Raw genomic sequence first — 19,905 nt, forward strand, 5'->3', positions numbered from 1 at the left:
TTCGCGTTGCCCGGGTGAGGCACGATACGCACAGAGTGAATCATGCGCCGCCATGGAGCGGTCGGCAGAACGAAGCAGGGCGGGTTGGCGGTGATGGCCGGCGCCACCGAAGGGCTGGCGGCCTCGCGGTTCTATCCTGTTTATGCCTGAACGATCGTGGAAACAGCGCAGTTCGGACTGGTATCCGCGCACTTATCCGGACAGAATAGGGCGTGTTCTCACCGGTATAAATTCGGGTATTGATATGACCATCTCCCGCTTTCAGATCACCGTGCCGCCGGGGACCCTGGCTGTCACCCTGAACGGGGAGGTCATCACCGGCATCGATTTACATGCGCGTCCGCTTCAACGGCTACCGGCGGCGAGCCGGGATGCGGAAAAACGGGTGGCCGCCGAGCTGGCTGCCTATTTTGTCGATGCCGCGGCGCCGCTGGCGTGGCCGCTCCAGTTTGCCGGCAGCGATTATCAGCTACGGGTGTGGCGGGCGTTGCGGGCCATTCCGGCGGGGAAGGTCAAAACCTATGGCCAGCTGGCGGCGGAGATCGGCGGCTGTGCCCAGGCGGTGGGCAATGCCTGTCGGCAAAATCCGATTCCCATCTATATTCCCTGTCACCGGGTGGTGGCGCGCGGAGGGATTGGCGGCTTTGCCGGCAAGACCGCCGGCCAGCCGATCCGGCTCAAGCGCTGGTTGCTGCAACACGAGGGTGTGGTGCTCACCGCATGAGTGATCCGGCACAACAGCAGGCCCTGATCGAGCAGTTTCTCGATGCCCTGTGGATGGAGCGGGGGCTGCGCGAAAATACACTGGCGGCCTACCGTTCCGATCTGGGGCAATTCGGTCAGTGGCTGGCGCAGCAGGGTCGCGATTCGCTGCTCAATGTGCATCGCGAACAGATTCAGGGCTATCTCGCCCAGCGCCTCGAGGACAAACGCAGTCCGCGCAGTACCGCCCGGCTGTTGTCCTGCCTGCGCCGCTTCTATGCCTGGTTGCGGCGCGAGCAGCGTATCGACGAGGATCCCACGGCCCTGATCGAGGCACCCCGCCTGGGGCGGCCGCTGCCGAAAAGTCTCAGCGAAGCGGACGTCGACGCCCTGTTGCAGGCGCCGGATACCGCCACCGCCAAGGGGTTGCGGGATCGCTGCATGCTCGAGGTGTTGTACGCCACCGGCCTGCGGGTCTCGGAGCTGGTCAATCTGCAGCTGGGGCAGCTCAATCTGCAGCAGGGGGTGGTGCGGATCACCGGCAAGGGCGACAAGGAGCGTCTGGTGCCGCTGGGCGAGGAGGCGCTGGGCTGGTTGCAGCGCTACTTGCAGGACGGGCGGCCCGCCATGCTCGACGGTCAGCTGAGCGGCGCGCTGTTTATCAGCAACCGCCGCCACGCCATGACCCGTCAGACCTTCTGGTACCTGATCAAGGATTACGCGCGCCGGGCCGGGATCGACAAGCCGCTCTCCCCGCACACCCTGCGCCACGCCTTCGCCACCCACCTGCTCAACCACGGCGCCGATCTGCGCGTGGTACAGATGCTGCTCGGCCACAGCGATCTCTCCACCACCCAGATCTATACCCACATCGCCAAAGTCCGTTTACAGGAACTCCACGCTCAACATCATCCCAGGGGGTGAGAGTGACGAGTTCTGAGTTCTGAGTGCTGAGTGCTGAGTTCCGGGTGGCGCAGGTCACGCTGGCGATAGCCTGCGTGACACCCGGCTACGAAGATATTCGACTCTCGCAAAGGCGCCGAGCCGCTGAAGATTTAAAGAGGATATTTCTCTGCGTCTTGGCGTCTTTGCGAGAGACAACCTCCACCCTGCCGAGCGGAGAATGCCAGGTAGCGATGCGCGCAACCTGGCCTACACTGCTTCGCACTCAGCACTCAGCACTCAGCACTCAGCACTCAGCACTCAGCACTGATTTTTGTGGAACTTCTCCCCGTTTTGGCTATCAGATAACCCACACCCGGGCGTGAATCGGATATAATCCCACGCGTTATACACACTAACCCTTGGTTGTCACTCTTATGCAGAAATTTTCCCGTGTTGTTGTTATCGCCGCCCTGCTGGGGCTGTTCTCCCATGCCGGTGCCGATGAGCTTGAGCAGGCGCGCAAGGCAATCATGGAACGTTTCGACGATGTCAAAGCCGAGAATGTCGCGCCGTCACCCGTCGAAGGAATGTACCGGGTCACGATTCCTCCGCAGGTGTTTTACATGTCCTCCGATGGGCGGTATGTGGTGGACGGCGAAGTCATCGACCTCGACAACCAGCGTAACCTGACCCGCGAGTACCGTCAGCAGTCGGTGGCCGAGTCCATTGAGGCACTGGGCGAGGAGTCGATGATTGTTTTCGGTCCGGATGACGCCGAACATACCGTGACCGTGTTTACCGATATCGACTGCGGTTACTGCCGCAAGCTGCATGAAGTGGTCGATGATTACAACGAGCGGGGTATCCGGATCCGCTACCTGGCCTATCCCCGCGCCGGTCTCGAATCCCGCTCCTATCAAAAGGCCGTTTCCGCCTGGTGCGCCGACGATCAAAAAGCGGCTTTGACCAAAGCCAAGCAGGGCGAGGCGATTCCGAACAAGAGCTGTGACGCGCCCGTCACCCGTCATTTTGAGCTGGGGCAGAAGATCGGTGTCTCCGGTACCCCGGCACTGGTGCTCGAATCCGGGCAGATCGTCCCCGGCTTCGTCCCCCCCAAACGCCTCGCCGCAATTCTCAATGGCAAGGCACCGAACTGAAAAGATCCAACGCAGAGGCGCAAAGAACGCTAAGAAAATAATTATGAATGTTGAATTTTAAATTCTGGGTTTCAGAACTGGGTTCCATTCAAAATTGAACATTTAAAATTCAAAATTATTACTTTCTCCGCGTTCTTTGCACCCAAACGACGGGCATAAACGCCTTTGCGTCCTCCGCGTTAATTACACCAAACTGACTAGTTGAGTGCCTGTGCCAGCAGGCGGCGGTATTTGCTGACCAGTTCGCCCTGGTTGCCGAGCAGTTCGAACATTCTTAACAGTCCCTTGCGTCCGGCGTCGTCGTTGTAGGTGCGATCGCGTTTGACGATCTCGAGCAGCTGTTGCATCGCTTCGTCGTGACGGCCTTCGGCGGCGTAGCGGGCGCTGAGTTGATAGCGGGCTTCGCTGTCTTTGGGATCGGTTTCGATGCGTTTTTCCAGTGTCGGGATATCGTCCGAGTCGGCCAGGGTTTCGGCCAGTTCCAGTTTGGAATAGAGCGCCGAGACTTCCGGGCTCATCTGGACATCGACGGAGAGGCTGTCGAGTAACTGGCGGGCGTCGTCGTAGCGTTCTTCCTGGATCAGGATCTCGGCGAAGCGCACCCGATTTTGCATGTTCTCTTTATCATCGAGAATGATCTGCTGCATCTGTTGCAGCGCCTGTTCCGTCTCGCCTGCTTCATAGCGATCGATGGCCTGCTGCATGGGCGTGTCCGGCTTGCCTTCTATGTGTTTGTCGAGCAGGGCGCGGATCTCGCCTTCGGGCTGGGCACCGGTGAACTCGTCGACGATCTGGCCGTTTTTGACCAGCTTGACCGTGGGCACGCTGCGCACGCCGAAGTGGGCGGCCAGTTCCTGTTGCTGATCGATCTCCACCTTGGCCAGCATGAACTGCCCCTGATACGCCTCGGCCAGTTTTTCCAGCACCGGCATCAGGCTCTGGCAGGGGCCGCACCAGGTGGCCCAGAAATCCACCAGCACCGGCACCTGATGGGAGGCATCGATCACCTGTGCTTGAAAAGTCTGGGCGCTGACATCGAAACTGTACTGCGATTGGCTCATGGTCTGTCCTGTCGGTTGCTGAACGGAGAAGGATGAAAACGTCCCCGGACGGGCGGGACGTGTGGCGAATTATACCTGCATTGGCCACAGTTGCGCAGCGACGGTAAACAGCAGGCTGATTCGAAGTTCATGATGGGGCCACAGCTGGCGAATGCCTTCGGCGTAGAGCCGCATCTGGTCTTCATAGCCGGCGGCCACGGCCGCGGGATTGTCGAGCGCGGCGCGATGGGTCTTGTAATCGATCAGATGAATCCGGCCGGGCTCGATTAACAGCCGGTCGATAATGCCGTTGACGGTTCGTTCCCCCTGGCGATAGAGCAGCGGCAGTTCGTTGCGGCACTGCACCTCGGTGGCGGGCTGAAAAACCTCGGCCAGTTGCGGGGCCGAAAAGGCGGCCAGCGCCTCGTCCCACCACTCGGCCAGTTGCGCGGCGCCGGCCTCGCCGGCCAGCCGTTGCAGCGCGGTCTCCCGCGGCAGTGCCGGGTCCTGGCAGAGCCACTCTAGGCAGCGGTGGATGACAATACCCCGCGTGCGCCCGTCTTCATCCTCGACACCGCCGCCGTTCTCCGCCCCCTGCTGGCTGGGCGCCAGCGCCGCGTCGCCGGCGCCGAGGGGCAGCGGCCGGCGTAGGCGCGGATCCGGTTCGGGGACGACCTCGGCCTCGGCGGCGGGCGTCGGCGCCGGTGTCGGCGGGGGTTCGTTGCGGGTGACCAGGGTCCGGACGGTCTCGATCTGATCGGGCTGCAAGTCAAAGGCGCCGGCGATCTGCTGATACCAGCTGGTGGTTTCGTCCCGTTTGGGCAGGCTGCCGGAAATATACAGTCGCTGGCGGGCGCGGGTGAGCGCCACATATAAAAGGTTGGCCTCCTCGCGGCGGGCGGCACTTTCGGCCCGCTCGATCACCGCCTCGCTGAGCGGGTCCTGCCAGCCCTTGCCGGGGCGCAGCAGGAAATGGGCCGGGCGGGGGGCGTTGGCCGGCCATTCCACCAGCGCCTCGTGAGCCTTGCCGCGCGGCTCGGCGCGGGCGCTGTCGATCACAAAGACCACCGGCGCCTCCAGTCCCTTGGCGCCGTGAATGGTCATGATGCGCACCCGCGCCTGCCGGCCGGCGTCGGCCGGCTCGTCGGGGGCATCGTCGTCGTTCTGACGCAACTCCCGCAGCCACTGGGCGAAGGTCATCAGGCTCGGATAGCGGCCGCTGTCCATCTCCAGTGCCAGCTCCTGAAAGCGCACCAGGTTGGCCATGACGCGCGGCACCAGGTGGGTGGGAAACGCGGCCCGATAGCGGGCCAGCACATTGGCCTCGCTGTAGATGCGATCCAGCAGATCGTGCACCGGTATGCGTCCGGCCAGGGTGCGCCAGCGGGCCAGGTGATCGTGGGCGCGGCGCAGCGGGGCCTCGGGGGGCTGATCGGCGACCTGCAGCGCCAGCCGCTCGAACCAGTTCCCCGGTGCCTCGCCGGCCAGTTGCATCAGATCCCGGTCGTCGACGGCGAACAGCGGCGAGCGCAGGATGCCGGCCAGTGCCAGGTTGTCGAAGGGCATGCTCAGCCAGTTGAGCAGGTTGAGCATGTCCTGCACCTCGATGCTCTCCAGCAGGGTACCGCGATTGCCGCTCAGATAGGGAATGCCCGCCTCGCGCAGCGCCTGTTCGTACTCGGGCAGGTGAGTGCGCGAGCGCACCAGCAGCAGAATGTCGTCGTAATCGATCGCCCGGGCCGGCGCGTCGGGGCTCGCCTGGACCGGCAGGCGGGTGTCGATCAGGTGGCGAATTTCCTCGGCGATCGTCTGTGCCTCCTGGCGGTGGCGGGTGTGGGTCGGCTCGGGGCGCGGCATCAACAATGGATTGCGCAGCGGCGTGTCGGCGCTTGCTTCGGTTTCAGCCTCGTCCTCCTGTTCTTTGGCCGGCGGCAGCAGAATCACCTCGCCCCACAGCGATTGATGACGGGTGTGGTGCTCGGGGAAGTCGGGGATCTGCTGGTGCAGGCGGGGATCGTCGCCGAACAACTGGTTAACGAAGTCCATAATCGCCGGGGCCGAGCGCCAGGAAGTATTGAGCGGATAACGCTGCGCGCCCAGACGACGCTCCAGCCACTCGGTGGCGGTGTCGAACAGCCGCGGTTCGGCGCGGCGAAAGCGGTAGATCGACTGTTTGGTATCCCCGACTAAAAAGACGCTGCGCTGGCGTTCGCTCTCCTGGGCCAGCTCTTCGAGCAAGGGCAACAACAGCTGCCACTGGGTCGGGTTGGTGTCCTGGAACTCGTCCACCAGCAGATGGGCGATGCGCTGATCGAGTTTGTACTGCACCCACAGCGCATTGTCGCCATCGTTGAGCAGTTGATAGGCCTTCCATTCCAGATCGGTGAAATCGAGCAGCCGCTGTTCGCGCTTGATGCGCTGGTAATGATCCAGCAAGGCGACGCCGGCCCGGTACCAGGCGCTGTTGACCCGGTAGTTGCGTTGCGCCGCCAGCTGTTGCTGAACACGCAACAACTCATCACATAACTGGTGATGCAACGCGATCAATTCCTCCGCACCGGCATCGCCCAGTTTTTTGCGCAGGGTCTGGTTGGCATCCCGTTTACGCGGGTTACCGTCCTGGGTGAGAAAGGTCTGCAATACCGCAACATAGCGGGCGCTTATATCCGCCTGTTCGTCCAGTGCGTCTTGCAGTTGTTGGATCGTTTTGTTGTTGGTGGGGTTCGGGTGGTTTGACAACAGTTCGATAAAGCGCGCCAGTCGCTGGCAACGCCCGGCATCAGCAAAAAAGTCGGCGATCGGATCCGTGTCGGGATCGATGTCCAGCTGGTCGCGCAACTGCCGGCAGGCCCAGTCGATCGGATCGGACTGGCCGGCGGTATAGACCCACCAGTCGCTGCGATGCCCGACGAACTGGCGCAGGGCGCCGAGGGTGTTGGACAGGCCCAGCTCGTCGAACAGTTGGCGCAGGGCAATAGCTTGCGGACTCTGCGGTTCGCGGGCGGCGTTGACCATCAACGCCTCGCGGGCCTCGTCGAGCAGTGCGGCGGTGCGCTCCAGCAGTTCAAAGCCGGGCGGGACATCTGCCTCCAGCGGGAAGCGGCGCAGCAGCTCCTGGCAAAAGGCGTGGAAGGTGGTGGCGCGTACGCTATAGGGCGTTTGCAACAGCCGTTGATAGAGTTGCCGGGCCTGCTGGCGCAGGGCCGGGCTCGGTTCCAGCTGCAGGGCCTGCAACTGATGATCCAGCGTGGCGTCGTCGCACAGCGCCAGTTGCTGTAACCGCTGCAGCAGGCGCTGCTGCATTTCGGCCGCCGCCTTGCGGGTGAAGGTGATGGCCAGGATCGCGTCCGGCTCGGCCCCCTCGAGCAACAGCCGCAGCAGGCGGCTGACCAGCAGATAGGTCTTGCCGCTGCCGGCCGAGGCCTGCACGGTGATGTTGCCCACCAGGGCAGGGGTCGCGGCGCCGCTCATAGCCGGCTCCTGTGCCGGGACACACTGGCCGGGTTGATCGGGCTTGTAATCGGGGATCGTCCAGCTAGACTTATTCGATGCACTGGCGGCGTGCGACATGTGCGCCCGCCGCCAAGCGGACGTCGCACAGGGAGACGTGTCGGGGGCAGGACAGCCCACTCAGGATGAACCGCAGGGATGACTGTGGCAGTGACACGGAGCAGTCGAGCGCGCCGGCGCAGGCCGGGGCGTAGACCGGAACTGCCCGGACAAGCAACGGGCCGGAGTGCCCGCAGGGAATTGAGCCGGGATGGCCGCCGGGGTGGATCAGCATCCGCATCGGTGGGTCGTCCCGTTTTTTTTATGTCTGCCAGACCGGTTTTCGACATAACAGTGCCATATCACAATAGTTGCAGGTGTCCGCATCCCCCCAGGCGGGCAGCCCCTGACCCGCCTCAATCTGGTTCACGAGGGTTTGCAGGCGTTCGCCGACCGCCTCGCCAAGCGGTTGCAATTCGTCCGCCGTCAGCGAACAGTTCAGTTTGAGCGGTTTGTCCGCTTTATCAAAATGCAGATAGGCCACTTCAAGCACCGGCTGTTCCGGAGCCTGTTGCTGTTGCAGCAGGGCATAGAAGGGCAGCTGGATCGCTTCGCCGCTGCGGACTTCCGCCGGTTTGGGCAGGCTGCGCCCCGTCTTGTAATCGAGGATCGCCTGCCCCTCATCGGCGCGATCGATCCGATCCAGCCGTCCCCGGATCGCCACCGCCCCCAGCTGACCCTCACAGCGTAGTTCGGTCTGGCTCACCCGCCAGCCGCCCTGGCGGCGGGCGATCTGCCAGTCGAGATAGCCGGGAATGAAGGCCCGCCAGCGGGCGAGCCAGGCCTGGTGCTCAAAATTGTCGGCCAGTACATCGGCGAATACCGCCTCGGAAATCGCCTCCAGCCGGGCGATGGCGGCGGCGCGGTTGGCCGGCTCGAACGGCGCGTCGAACGGTTCGGGCAGACCGGCGACCGGGGTATGCAGGGCCTGCAGGCAGCGATGCACCCGCTCGCCATAGTCGGCGCTGGACAGCGCCTCGCGGATCTCCTCCGGCGGTTTGAGCTGCAGGGCGCGCGCGGCGTAGTACTGATAGGGACAGTCCAGCAGCTGCTGATAATCGCTGGGCGAGAAGCCCGGCGGCAGCAGGCCGGCCTCCAGCACCGGCACCGGCTGGACACTCGGTGACGGCAGGGGTACGGCCGGTTCGTGCGCTACCTGAAAGGCCTCGGCGGCATTGGCCTGCGCGGCCAGGGGGGTGGCCAGCAGTGACTGATCGGGCCAGGCTTGCTGGTGCAGGGTCAGCAGATGTTCCAGCCAGTGGCTGATGACCACCGGTTCGCCGTCCTGTTCGGCGCGGGCGGTGACGAGTACCGCCGGCGCGGCTTCCAGCAGGCGACGGATGTGATAGAAGCGCTCGGCGTAATGGGTCTCGCGCTGCGGCAGCCCCAGTTCGTGGCGCACCTGTTGATTGAAAAACGGGCTGATGGCCGGATGGCCGGGCAGCGATTCCTGTTCGGCGCCGGCCAGGATCAGGGCGTCGAATTGTTGCAGCTGGCTCTGGGCCAGCCCCAGCAGGCGCACCCGCTGCTGGGTGGGGCGGGGCCGAAAATGGGTGCGTTCCAGGTGTCGGCCCAGCCAGGTGCGAAACTCACCCCAGGCCAGTTCGAAGGCGCCGGCATCGACCCCGCCGGCGAGCTTCTCCAGCAGTTGCACTAGGCGGCTGCCGGCGGCGTCCTGTTCCAGCGCCCGGTCCATTTCCAGCCGCTGCAGGCTCTGTTGCAGGGCGGCGATCCAGCGGGCGGCCGGATGGCGGCCCCGGCGCAGGGCCAGCAGCGGCGCGGCGGCGGCCTCCAGCCGATCGAACAGATCCAGTAACGGGGTGATGTCCGCCTGGTTGGCCAGCCGTTTACGCCGGTCGTGGGCGTGGGCGCGATAGCGGTTGAGATTGCGGGCGATGTTTTCGTGGCGAATGAGGTCCTGCTCCAGGCGCCAGGTGGCCAGCCGGTGCTGCTCGGCATCGGCATCGGCGAAGACGAACGGCGATTTGAGCAGATCCAGCAGCGGCAGATGGGCAAAGTCTTCTTCCAGACACTCCAGCCAGCGCTCCAGGGCCGCCGCGGCACTGGTGGTGGAGAGCGCCCAGCCGGCGGCGTCGGCCAGCTGAATCCCGGCGCGCTCCAGCAGGGCGCGCACCCGCCGGGCCAGACGCCGGTTTTCGGTGATGATGGCGATCCGGGTCTTGCCCGCCAGCAGCCACTGGCGCACCTGCAGATCGATGGCCCGCGCCTCGTGTTCGGCATTGTCGGCCAAAAGTACCGCCAGCCGTTCCCGCGCCGGGCTCTCCGGGGCCGCCTCGGCCAGTTGCCGGGCGCTCTCCCGCAGGGGCGGATCGTTCTGGTCGAAGACGCTCTCCAGCAGCCGGACATAGGCGGTCGTGGGCGGGGGCGTGGCGGGCAGGGCGAGCCGTTGGGCCAGGGGTTGCAGATGCTGATCGGGATAACCGGTGGGCGCTGTCGCGATCTGGCCCTGTAGATAGAGGTGCAGCTGTTCGCGCTGCAACAGGCTCTGCAGCCACTGCTGCTCCGCCGGGGCCGGCGGGCGGGCGATGGCGAGCCACAGCTGATGCTGCGTGTCGAGGTGCTCCAGGCTGTGGCGCAGGGCCAGCAGGTGGGCGGAGTCGGCGTCGGTCAGGCCCTGGGCGCGCAGCTGCTCGTGCCAGGCGTGCCACAGGGTGTGAACAATGGTGGCCTCGCGGCCGAGGGTCTGGCGCAGGCTGTCGCGCACCCCGTAGGCGTTCTGCAGCCGGTCGATGAAACTGTCGCAATCGGCCGGCAGGCCGATCTCGCCCAGAGTCAGGGCCTGGAACAGTTCCAGCAGTTCGCTGGCCAGCAGCCAGGGACTGGCCTGGTTGAACAGGTGTTGATAGGGGCGCAGCGCCTCGACCAGCAGCAGTTCGGCGCTGACCGCGGAACAGACCCGGACGGTATCGGGCACAAACGATTGCACCCAGTCGCGCAGCGGGCGGATATCCAGTCCCACCAGCCCGCCGAAGCCCTGTTCGGTCGCGGCGTCCAGTAATTGTCGACGCAGCGGACCGCTGACCTGGGGATCGTCGACCAGCAGCGTGACCCCGGTGAGATCCGGCAGCTGTTCACGGTGGTGGCGGATCAGATCCCGGGCGAGTTGTTGCAGGGGATCGGCGTGGTAGGGGAGGACCACCACGCGGTCATGCAGGCTGTCTGGCGTCATGGGAACTGGCCCGGACGCGGAAATGGTTCAGCGTTCCAGGTACTGAAGTTTGTCCGGTACGCCGTCCCACTCCTTGGCATCGGGCGGGGGATCTTTGATTTCCATGATCACCGGCCATTCCCGGGACAGCTCGGCATTGAGTTCAATGAAGTTTTCCATCCCGGCGGGCACATCGTCCTCGGCGAAAATCGCTTCGGCCGGGCACTCCGGTTCGCACAGGGTGCAGTCGATGCACTCTTCGGGATCGATCGCCAGAAAGTTGGGACCTTCGTGAAAGCAGTCGACAGGACACACCTCAACGCAGTCGGTGTACTTGCATTTGATACAGTTGTCGGTGACCACGTAAGTCATGTGCATGCTCCTTAATCTGTTCAGCAAGGTCGAACCCGGGTTCCGTTCCAGGATATCGGTTCGACGGGCAATTCAATAAGAGTATGGTAGCGTGAAACGCGGGCGAGGTGCGAGCCCGGGCTTACGGGCCGAGTAACTTTTTCAGCTGGTAGATCTGTTCCAGCGCCTGGCGGGGTGACAGCTCGTCCGCGTCCAGCTGGCGCAGGGTGGACAGGACGGGATGCTCGTCGGGTTCCGGGGTGGTCGGTGGCGGGACGGAAACATGCTCGCCCTGTTCCAGTTGTTGCAGCTTGGCCTGCGCCTGTTCGAGCACCGCGCGCGGCACGCCGGCCAGGGCGGCCACATGCAGGCCGTAACTGCGACTGGCCGGACCGGGTTTGACCTGGTGCAAAAAAACGATCTGCTCGCCGTGTTCGCGGGCGTCCAGATGCACGTTGCGACAGTGCGGCAGCAGCTCCGGCAGCCGGGTCATCTCGAAATAGTGGGTGGCGAACAGGGTATAGGCCTGGATCCGGGTCAGCAGATCCCGGGCGCTGGCCCAGGCCAGGGCCAGTCCGTCGAAGGTGCTGGTGCCGCGGCCGATCTCGTCCATTAATACCAGGCTGTGCCGGGTGGCGTGATGCAGGATGTTGGCGGTTTCGGTCATCTCCACCATAAAGGTGGAGCGTCCCCCGGCGAGATCGTCGGCGGCGCCGATGCGGGTGAATATGCGATCCACCGGCCCGATCCGCGCCGATTCGGCCGGCACATAACTGCCGATATGGGCGAGCAGGGTGATCAGCGCGATCTGACGCATATAGGTGGATTTGCCGCCCATGTTGGGGCCGGTGATGATCAGCATGCGGGTCGTCTCATCCAGCTCGAGATCATTGGGGGTGAACGGGGTCGACTGCACCTGTTCGATGACCGGGTGGCGGCCGGCGCTGATCTGCAGCCCCTCGTCGGGTACCAGTTGCGGGCAGCGCAGATTCAGTGCCGCCGCGCGCTCGGCCAGGTTGCCCAGCGCATCCAGTTGGGCCAGGGCGGCGGCGCACGCCTGCAGATCCCGATGCTCGGTGTTGAGCCGATCCAGCAGTTGATCGTACAGCGCCTTTTCCCGGGCCAGGGCCCGTTCGTTGGCGCTCAATACCTTGTCTTCGAGCGCTTTGAGCTCCGGGGTGATATAGCGCTCGGCGGCCTTCAGGGTCTGGCGGCGTTGGTAATGGGCGGGTACCGATTCGGCCCGGGCGCGGCTGATCTCGATGTAATAACCGTGAACCCGGTTGTAGCCGACCTTGAGCGTGGGGATGCCTGACTGGTCCCGCTCGCGCTGCTCCAGCTCGGCCAGCACATCGCCAACGTTGTGCTGCAGATCGCGCAGCTCATCCAGCTCGCTGTCATAGCCTTCGGCGATCACCCCGCCGTCACGGATCAGCAGCGGTGGTTGTTCCACCAGCGCCTGCTCGAGCAGGGCGACGATCTGCGGAAACGGCCGGGCCTGTTCGGCCAGCTCGTCGAGCAGCGGATTGTCGCTCGCCAGCTCGCCCAGCTGCCGCTGCAGCTCGGGCAGCACCGCCAGCGCCACGCTCAACTGGCGCAGATCCCGCGGCCGGGCCGACTTCAGAGCCACCCGGGTCAGAATCCGTTCGATATCGCCGACCTGATTGAGCAGTTCGCGCAGCGGGGCATAACGCTCGTCTTCCAGCCATAAGCCGATCAGTGCCTGGCGCTGGCGCAGCCGGGCCTGAGCCCGCAATGGCCGATTGATCCAGCGGCGCAGCAGGCGGCTGCCCATCGGGGTGACGCAACGGTCCATGATCCCCGCCAGGGTGTGGGCGTGCTGGCCGGCCAGATTCTGTTCCAGCTCCAGATTCTGGCGGGTAGCGGCATCCAGCAGCAGGCTCTGTTCCCGCTGTTCGCTGATCAGGCCGTGCAGATGGGGCAGCACGCCGCACTGGGTCTCCTGCACATAACGCAACAGCGCGCCGGCGGCGGCGATCGCCAGCGGCCAGTCATCGCAGCCGAAACCGGCCAGGTGCCGGGTCTGAAACTGCTCGCACAACAGGCGATAGGCGCTGTCGTGATCGAAGAACCAGGGTGGACGGGGTTTGATGGCCAGCACCCGGGAATCGAGCGGGTCGCTGTTAAAGCTCTCCTCGACCAGCAGCTCGGCCGGTTGCAGACGTACCAGCTCCGAGTGCAACGCCTCGTTGCCTTGCAGCTGCTGGACGCTGAAGCGGCCGCTGCTGAGATCAAGACAGGCCAGCCCATAGTGATCCTGGCGGGCATAGAGGGCGGCGACCAGGTTGTCGCGACGTTCTTCCAGCAGGGCCTCGTCGGTCAGGGTACCGGGGGTGACGATGCGTACCACTTCGCGCTTGACCGGTCCCTTGCTGGTGGCCGGATCGCCGATCTGTTCGCAGATGGCCACCGACTCGCCCTGGCGCACCAGTCGGGCGAGATAACTCTCCACCGCGTGATAGGGCACCCCGGCCATCGGAATCGGCTGGCCCGCCGACTGGCCGCGCTGAGTGAGGGTGATGTCGAGCAGACGAGCCGCGCGTTTGGCGTCGTCGTAGAACAGCTCGTAAAAATCGCCCATGCGATAAAACAGCAGAATATCCGGATAGCTCGCCTTGAGCTGCAGATACTGCTGCATCATCGGCGTGTGCCGGGAAGTGGGTGCGGTGCTCGACATGGGCTGTGAGTTTATCGACTTTGCTGCGTTCGGGAAACTGCCCGGCGTTTTCGAGGCCCTGGAAATCAACGCGGAGATCGCGGAGTCGCAGAGACGCGGAGAATTTATTAAATGGTTTTTTGGAGCAAGGAAGGCATGGCGCCGGGCATACAGGATAAAGTTGAAAAAGCCTTTATTGATTTTTCCTCGTCACTCGTCCCTCGTACCTCGTCACTGAATCGGCTTGCGCCGATTCGACAGCTGCCATACAGTTTCTCCCATAATAAGAACGTCGGTGAACCGGCGTAATCGATGGAGGAGAGACCGGAATGCCAAGGGATTATGACGAAAAGCGCGATTTCATTCGGGTGGAGGTGGATTGTGATATCCGCTTCAAGCCGCAAGGAAGCGAGCAGGAGGCGATCGGGCGGCTGGCCAATCTCAGTGGACGGGGACTGATGTTTATTGCCGCCAACGAGATACCGGTGGATACGCAGGTCGAGATTTATGTCGAATCGGACCCGCAGATCAATGCGCCGCTGCATGCCGTGGTGCGGGTGGTGCGCATGGCCAAACAGCGTCGCGGGGACGGTTATGAGATCGGCGCCATTATTACCAGTGTTCTGGATGAAGAATGAGCCGGCCGACAGGCTGCCCGGGTGCGGCCGATGAGTCGGGTGCCGGGCGACGAGGTCCTGCTGGCACTGGCGCACCGGATCGGTGAGCGGCTGGGGGACGCCCATCTGCAACTGGCCACGGCCGAATCCTGTACCGGCGGCTGGGTTGCCAAGCTGCTGACCGATGTGCCGGGTTGTTCCGCCTGGTTCGAGCGCGGTTTTGTCACCTATACCAATCAGTCCAAACAGGATCTGCTGGGCGTCCCGGCCGACGTGTTGGACGAACACGGTGCGGTGAGCGAGGCGACGGTGCGTGCCATGGCCGAAGGGGCGCTGCATCACAGCAAGGCCAGCCTGACGCTGTCGGTCAGCGGTATTGCCGGGCCCGGCGGCGGTCGCCCCGACAAGCCGGTGGGGCTGATCTGGTTCGGCTGGGCGCAACAGGCTGCGCCGGGCAAACCGGACGTGCGCAGTGAGTCCCGGCAGTTCAACGGCAATCGGGACGCGGTCCGCCGCCAGGCGGTGGCCCGGGCGCTGGAAGGCGTGCTCGAATTGACCGGTGGCTGAGGCCCGCCAACGGTTGTTCCTGGCCCTCTGGCCGCCACCGGAGCTGGCCACGCGGTTGCATCGGGTGGCGACGCAGCAGTTCGCTGATCAGCATGCCCGTTGCCTGACGGCAGCACAGATCCATCTGACACTCTTTTATCTGGGCCCGTCCGACACCGAGCAGCGCCGCTGTGCCGAGAAGGTTGCCACCACGCTCGAGACGCCGCCCTTTACCCTGGCCCTCTCCCGCCTGGGCCACTGGCCCCGTCCCCGGGTCGGCTGGATTGCCCCCGAGGAGTCCCCACTGGGGTTGATCACCCTGGTGAGCCGGTTGCAGCCGGGGTTGGGCGAATGCGGCTTTCGGATCGATTCGCGTCCCTGGCAGGCCCATCTGACCCTGGTGCGCAAGCTGCGTCGGCCGCCGCTGAGTGAAGCGATTGAACAACCGCTACTGTGGCCGGTCAGCGAGTTCGTACTGGTCGAATCCCGGACCCGGCCGACCGGGGTCGAATATCGGATCCTGCAACGCTGGCCGCTGAACGATCAGGACCTTCGGGAAAACCACCGGCTGTGCTGAAGCCACCGGAGCCACTGAAAAAGCCTGTGACATATGCAGGTTATTCCGTGGCTTCGGTGTTTTCGGTCGCGGCGTTGTAAAGACCGGCAGGCGGTGTTCGGGCGACCTCGGGCCGGGGCAAATCGAGGCTAGGCCATCGTCGGGATTGTGTGAAATAATGGCGTCGGGTTACGAGTGGGCGTGGGACCAGGGATAGGGTTTCATTCGACAAGTTATGGGAGAAACATCATGGATGCAGACAAGAAAAAGGCACTCAGCGCCGCACTGAGCCAGATCGAAAAACAGTTCGGCAAGGGGTCGGTCATGCGCATGGGCGACACCTCGGCGGTGCGCAATGTGGAGGCCATTTCCACCGGTTCGCTGGGGCTGGATATCGCCCTGGGCGTGGGCGGCCTGCCCAAGGGCCGGGTGGTGGAGATCTACGGTCCGGAATCCTCGGGCAAGACCACGCTGACTCTGCAGGTGATCGCCGAATGCCAGAAACACGGCGGCACGGCGGCCTTCGTGGATGCCGAGCATGCGCTGGATCCCCAGTATGCGGGGCGCCTGGGCGTGAACGTGGACGATCTGCTGGTTTCCCAGCCGGATACCGGCGAACAGGCCCTGGAGATCACCGACATGCTGGTACGCTCCAGTGCGGTGGACGTGGTGGTGGTCGACTCGGTGGCGGCACTGACCCCCAAGGCGGAAATCGAGGGCGATATGGGCGACACCCATGTCGGCCTGCAGGCACGACTGATGTCCCAGGCGCTGCGCAAACTGAGTGGCAATATCAAGCGCTCCAATACCCTGGTGATTTTCATTAACCAGATCCGGATGAAGATCGGCGTTATGTTCGGTAGCCCGGAAACCACCACCGGTGGTAACGCGCTCAAGTTCTATGCCTCCGTGCGCCTGGATATCCGGCGTATCGGTTCGATCAAAAAGGGTGACGAGGTCATCGGTAACGAGACCCGGGTCAAGGTGCTGAAGAACAAGGTGGCGCCGCCGTTCAAACAGGTGGAATTCGACCTGCTGTACAACGAAGGCATCTCCCGCGAGGGCGAGATCATCGATCTCGGGGTCAAGGAAGGGCTGGTGGATAAATCCGGCGCCTGGTACAGCTATAACGGTGAGCGCATCGGTCAGGGCAAGGATAACGTGCGCAACTTCCTCAAGGAGCATCCGCAGATGGCGCAGGATATCGAAGCCCAGATCCGCGACAAGCTGCTGCCCAAGCCGGCCGAAGGTAAGGCGGAAGCCGCGCCCGATGTGGAGGGCGACGCCGCGCTGGAAGAGGCCGAAACCGAACAAGCCTGATGGCGGTGACGCCGGTTCGGCTGTATGGCTAAAAGCGTCCGTGAAGCGGCGATGGATCTGTTGTCCCGCCGCGAACACAGTACCTGTGAGCTGCAGCAAAAGCTGGTGCGCAAGGGGTATGCCGAAGAGGAAGTCGCTTCGGCATTGCAGCGCCTTGCGGATGAAAACCTGTTGAGTGACGAACGGTTCGTGGAAGCGTTCGTCCATTCCCGGCAGACCCGGGGCTCCGGGCCGCGCAAGATCATTGCCGAACTGTCGCAAAAAGGTGTCAGCGAGACGCTGATCTCCCAATACCTGGATGAACGCAGCCCGGTCTGGATCGATCTGGCCAGGGAGGTGCGTGTCAGGAAATTCGGCGCTGCTTTACCCGAGGAGTACAGGGAAAAAGCCCGGCAGATGCGCTTTTTGCAGCAGCGCGGATTTACCACCGAGCAGATTCAAAACGTGGTACGGGATGATGACTGACATTTCAGGCAATTGATTTCAGTTGTTTGTTGCCATATATCTCTCGCAGAGACGCAGAGACGCAGAGCTCGCAGAGATTAATTTTGCTTTGCGGCTCTGCACCCACACAACGGGCATAAACGTCTTTGCGAGAGTCAACGATGTAGATACTTTGCCGATAACTGAACCGTTTGTTGATGCAGCGAGACTGGAAGACCCATGATGAACAGCAGTGCTGAATTACGTACAGCCTTTTTGGAATACTTTCGCGAGCGGGGCCACGAAGTCGTCGCCTCCAGCCCGCTGGTGCCGGCCAATGATCCGACCCTGCTGTTCACCAATGCCGGTATGGTGCAGTTCAAGGAGACCTTCCTCGGTCAGGAGTCGCGTCCCTACAAGCGGGCGGTCAGCTCCCAGCGCTGTGTGCGCGCCGGCGGCAAGCACAACGATCTGGAAAACGTCGGCTATACCGCCCGCCATCACACCTTTTTCGAGATGCTGGGCAACTTCAGCTTCGGTGATTATTTCAAGCGCGAGGCGATCGGGTATGCCTGGGAATTTTTGACCGACGTGTTGAAACTGCCGGCGGATAAGTTATGGGTGACCGTCTATCAGGACGACGAGGACGCGGCGAACATCTGGCTCAAGGAGATCGGTGTGGATGAACAACGCTTCACCCGTATCGGCGACAAGCCGGGCGGCAAGCGTTACGAGAGCGACAACTTCTGGTCCATGGGCGACACCGGCCCCTGCGGTCCCTGTACCGAGATTTTCTACGACCACGGTCCCGAAGTCCCCGGCGGTCCGCCCGGCACGCCCGACGAGGACGGCGATCGCTATATCGAGATCTGGAACCTGGTCTTCATGCAGTACGACCGGGACAAGAGCGGTACCCTCAATCCGCTGCCCAGTCCGTCGGTCGATACCGGCATGGGGCTGGAGCGTCTTGCTGCGGTCATGCAGGGCGTGCACAGCAATTACGAGATCGATCTGTTTCAGCGCCTGATCGACGCCGCGGCGAAAGTCACTGGCTGTCAAGACAGGCAGGATAACTCTCTCAAGGTGATCGCCGATCACATTCGCTCCTGCAGCTTTTTGATCGTTGACGGCGTGATGCCCTCCAACGAAGGCCGTGGTTATGTGCTGCGACGCATCATCCGCCGGGCGATTCGCCACGGCCACAAGCTGGGGGCGCCGCAGGGTTTTTTCCATCAGCTGGTGGAGTCGCTGGCCAGGGAGATGGGCGAGGCCTATCCCGAGCTGGTCAAACAGCAGACGATGGTGGAGAAGATTCTCAAGCAGGAAGAGGCGCGCTTTGCCGAAACCCTGGAACAGGGCATGCAGATCCTGGATCAGGCGATCGCCGGGCTGCCCGACAAGACGATCCCCGGCGAGACCATTTTCAAGCTCTACGACACCTTCGGCTTCCCGGTGGATCTGACCAATGACATCGCCCGCGAGCGCGGTCTGCAACTGGATATGGCCGGTTTCGATAAGGCGATGGCCGCCCAGCGCGAACGGGCCCGTTCCGCCAGTCAGTTCGACGTCGACTACGGCGAGGCCGTGCAGGTGGAAGGCGAGACCGAGTTTACCGGCTACGCGCAGCTGGCCGGCCCGGCTACGGTCGAGGCGATTTATCAAAACGGCCAGCCGGTGGACGAACTGGGCCAGGGCGAGGCCGGGATGCTGGTGCTGGATCGCACGCCGTTTTACGCCGAGGGCGGTGGCCAGGTGGGCGATCGTGGCCGGCTGCAGTCGGACGGGGGTAAATTCACGGTCGAGGACACCCGCAAACAGGGCGGCAAGGTGTTCCTGCACTTCGGCAAGGTGACCGAGGGCGCGATTAAAACCGGCGAACAGGTCGAGGCGAGCGTGGATGCCGAGCGCCGTCAGGCCACGGCCTATAACCATTCGGCCACTCATCTGCTGCATGCCGCGCTGCGCCAGGTGCTGGGCGAGCATGTCACCCAGAAGGGCTCGCTGGTGGACGCCGAGCGCCTGCGTTTCGACTTTGCCCATTTCGAGCCGATCAGTCGCGAACAGCTGCAGCAGATCGAGGCGCTGGTCAACGAACACATCCGCCGCAACCATCCGGTCGAGACCCGGGTCATGACCCCTGATGCGGCCCTGGCCGCCGGCGCATTGGCCCTGTTTGGCGAGAAATACGGGGAAGAAGTCCGGGTACTGCGCATGGGCGAGTTTTCCATGGAGCTGTGCGGCGGCACCCATGTGGCGCGCACCGGCGATATCGGCCTGTTCAAGATCGTCAGCGAGGGCGGCGTGGCCGCCGGGGTACGGCGTATCGAGGCGATGACCGGTCAGCGGGCCCTGCAGTGGGTGGAAGAGAACGAAGCGCAGCTGGATGAAATCGCTGCCCAGTTCAAGGGCGCCCGCGAGCAACTGGCCGAGCGGGTACACCAGACGCTGGAACAGAACCGTCAGCTGGAAAAAGAGGTGGAGCGGCTCAAGACCAAACTGGCCAGCAACCAGGGTGCTGATCTTGCCGCCCAGGCCCGGGAGATCGACGGGCTCCAGGTGCTGGCGGCCCGGCTCGACGGCGCCGATCCCAAATCGCTGCGCGACACCGTGGATCAGCTCAAGAACAAACTCGGTTCGGCGGCCGTGGTGCTGGCCACCGTCAGCGACGGCAAGGTGGCGCTGGTTGCCGGCGTGAGCAAGGACAATACCGATAAACTCAAAGCCGGCGAACTGGTGAATATGGTCGCGCAACAGGTTGGCGGCAAGGGCGGCGGCCGTCCCGACATGGCCCAGGCCGGCGGCAGTCAGCCCGAAGGACTGGATGCCGCCCTGGCCAGTGTCCCGGACTGGGTTCGCTCCCAGCTGGCCGGCTGAAGGCGCCTGGCCCCGGGGGGCGGTCGGGTCGCACCTGGC

General features: G+C 63.6%; 14 protein-coding genes. 9 read left to right on the forward strand and 5 right to left on the reverse strand.

Translation table 11 applies throughout. From position 1 onward, the window contains the following. Positions 1-244 precede the first annotated feature (244 nt). The 3 genes from EDC23_RS03760 to EDC23_RS03770 all read left to right on the forward strand — a co-directional run bounded on the left by EDC23_RS03760 (position 245) and on the right by EDC23_RS03770 (position 2,744). Positions 245-724, forward strand: a complete 480-nt coding sequence (locus tag EDC23_RS03760) for a methylated-DNA--[protein]-cysteine S-methyltransferase (protein WP_134081367.1) — start codon at positions 245-247, stop codon at positions 722-724. After that, positions 721-1,626, forward strand: a complete 906-nt coding sequence (xerD, locus tag EDC23_RS03765) for a site-specific tyrosine recombinase XerD (protein ID WP_134081369.1) — start codon at positions 721-723, stop codon at positions 1,624-1,626. The genes EDC23_RS03760 and xerD overlap by 4 nt, the downstream gene beginning before the upstream one ends. Before the next feature lie 395 nt (positions 1,627-2,021). Beyond that, positions 2,022-2,744, forward strand: coding sequence for a DsbC family protein (locus EDC23_RS03770; RefSeq protein WP_134081371.1), 723 nt, complete (start codon positions 2,022-2,024; stop codon positions 2,742-2,744). 197 nt (positions 2,745-2,941) lie between these two features. Here the strand turns inward: EDC23_RS03770 and trxA are convergent, their stop codons facing one another. From trxA to mutS, 5 genes are all read right to left on the reverse strand, one after another. Next, positions 2,942-3,805 carry a thioredoxin gene (gene trxA / locus EDC23_RS03775; RefSeq protein WP_134081373.1) on the reverse strand — a complete coding sequence of 288 codons (864 nt, stop codon included), beginning with the start codon at positions 3,803-3,805 and terminating at the stop codon, positions 2,942-2,944. A 69-nt stretch (positions 3,806-3,874) separates the two neighbouring features. Continuing rightward, positions 3,875-7,354 carry a UvrD-helicase domain-containing protein gene (locus EDC23_RS03780; protein ID WP_134081375.1) on the reverse strand — a complete coding sequence of 1,160 codons (3,480 nt, stop codon included), beginning with the start codon at positions 7,352-7,354 and terminating at the stop codon, positions 3,875-3,877. Between the two features lie 241 nt (positions 7,355-7,595). Next, entirely contained in the window at positions 7,596-10,523 is a 2,928-nt protein-coding gene (locus EDC23_RS03785) for a PD-(D/E)XK nuclease family protein (RefSeq protein WP_134081377.1), read from the reverse strand. 27 nt (positions 10,524-10,550) lie between these two features. Beyond that, on the reverse strand, positions 10,551-10,874 hold the full coding sequence (fdxA, locus tag EDC23_RS03790) for a ferredoxin FdxA (RefSeq protein WP_134081379.1): 324 nt from the start codon (positions 10,872-10,874) through the stop codon (positions 10,551-10,553). 121 nt (positions 10,875-10,995) lie between these two features. Further along, positions 10,996-13,551 (reverse strand): DNA mismatch repair protein MutS, encoded by a 2,556-nt coding sequence (mutS, locus tag EDC23_RS03795; protein ID WP_134081381.1) that lies wholly within the window; start codon positions 13,549-13,551, stop codon positions 10,996-10,998. A gap of 308 nt (positions 13,552-13,859) precedes the next feature. Here mutS and EDC23_RS03800 point away from each other — a divergent pair, with 308 nt between their 5' ends. The 6 genes from EDC23_RS03800 to alaS all read left to right on the forward strand — a co-directional run bounded on the left by EDC23_RS03800 (position 13,860) and on the right by alaS (position 19,866). Then, the gene (locus EDC23_RS03800) at positions 13,860-14,168 is read left to right on the forward strand and encodes a PilZ domain-containing protein (protein WP_134081383.1); all 309 of its coding nucleotides are present in this window, start codon (positions 13,860-13,862) and stop codon (positions 14,166-14,168) included. 39 nt (positions 14,169-14,207) lie between these two features. Further along, positions 14,208-14,714: a CinA family protein gene (locus EDC23_RS03805; RefSeq protein ID WP_134082452.1), complete on the forward strand. Its 507-nt coding sequence runs from the start codon at positions 14,208-14,210 to the stop codon at positions 14,712-14,714. Further along, positions 14,707-15,270 (forward strand): RNA 2',3'-cyclic phosphodiesterase, encoded by a 564-nt coding sequence (thpR, locus tag EDC23_RS03810; protein WP_134081385.1) that lies wholly within the window; start codon positions 14,707-14,709, stop codon positions 15,268-15,270. Before EDC23_RS03805 ends, thpR begins: the two co-directional genes overlap by 8 nt. Positions 15,271-15,498: 228 nt before the next feature. Continuing rightward, positions 15,499-16,569 (forward strand): recombinase RecA, encoded by a 1,071-nt coding sequence (gene recA / locus EDC23_RS03815; protein ID WP_134081387.1) that lies wholly within the window; start codon positions 15,499-15,501, stop codon positions 16,567-16,569. Positions 16,570-16,593: 24 nt separating this feature from the next. After that, positions 16,594-17,034 carry a regulatory protein RecX gene (locus EDC23_RS03820; RefSeq protein ID WP_134081388.1) on the forward strand — a complete coding sequence of 147 codons (441 nt, stop codon included), beginning with the start codon at positions 16,594-16,596 and terminating at the stop codon, positions 17,032-17,034. 201 nt (positions 17,035-17,235) lie between these two features. Next, complete coding sequence (alaS, locus tag EDC23_RS03825) at positions 17,236-19,866, forward strand: alanine--tRNA ligase (protein ID WP_134082455.1); 2,631 nt, start codon at positions 17,236-17,238, stop codon at positions 19,864-19,866. The last annotated feature ends 39 nt before the right edge of the window (positions 19,867-19,905 follow it).

It is taken from the genome of Thiohalophilus thiocyanatoxydans (assembly GCF_004366735.1).
In the GTDB taxonomy this organism is placed as follows: domain Bacteria; phylum Pseudomonadota; class Gammaproteobacteria; order UBA6429; family Thiohalophilaceae; genus Thiohalophilus; species Thiohalophilus thiocyanatoxydans.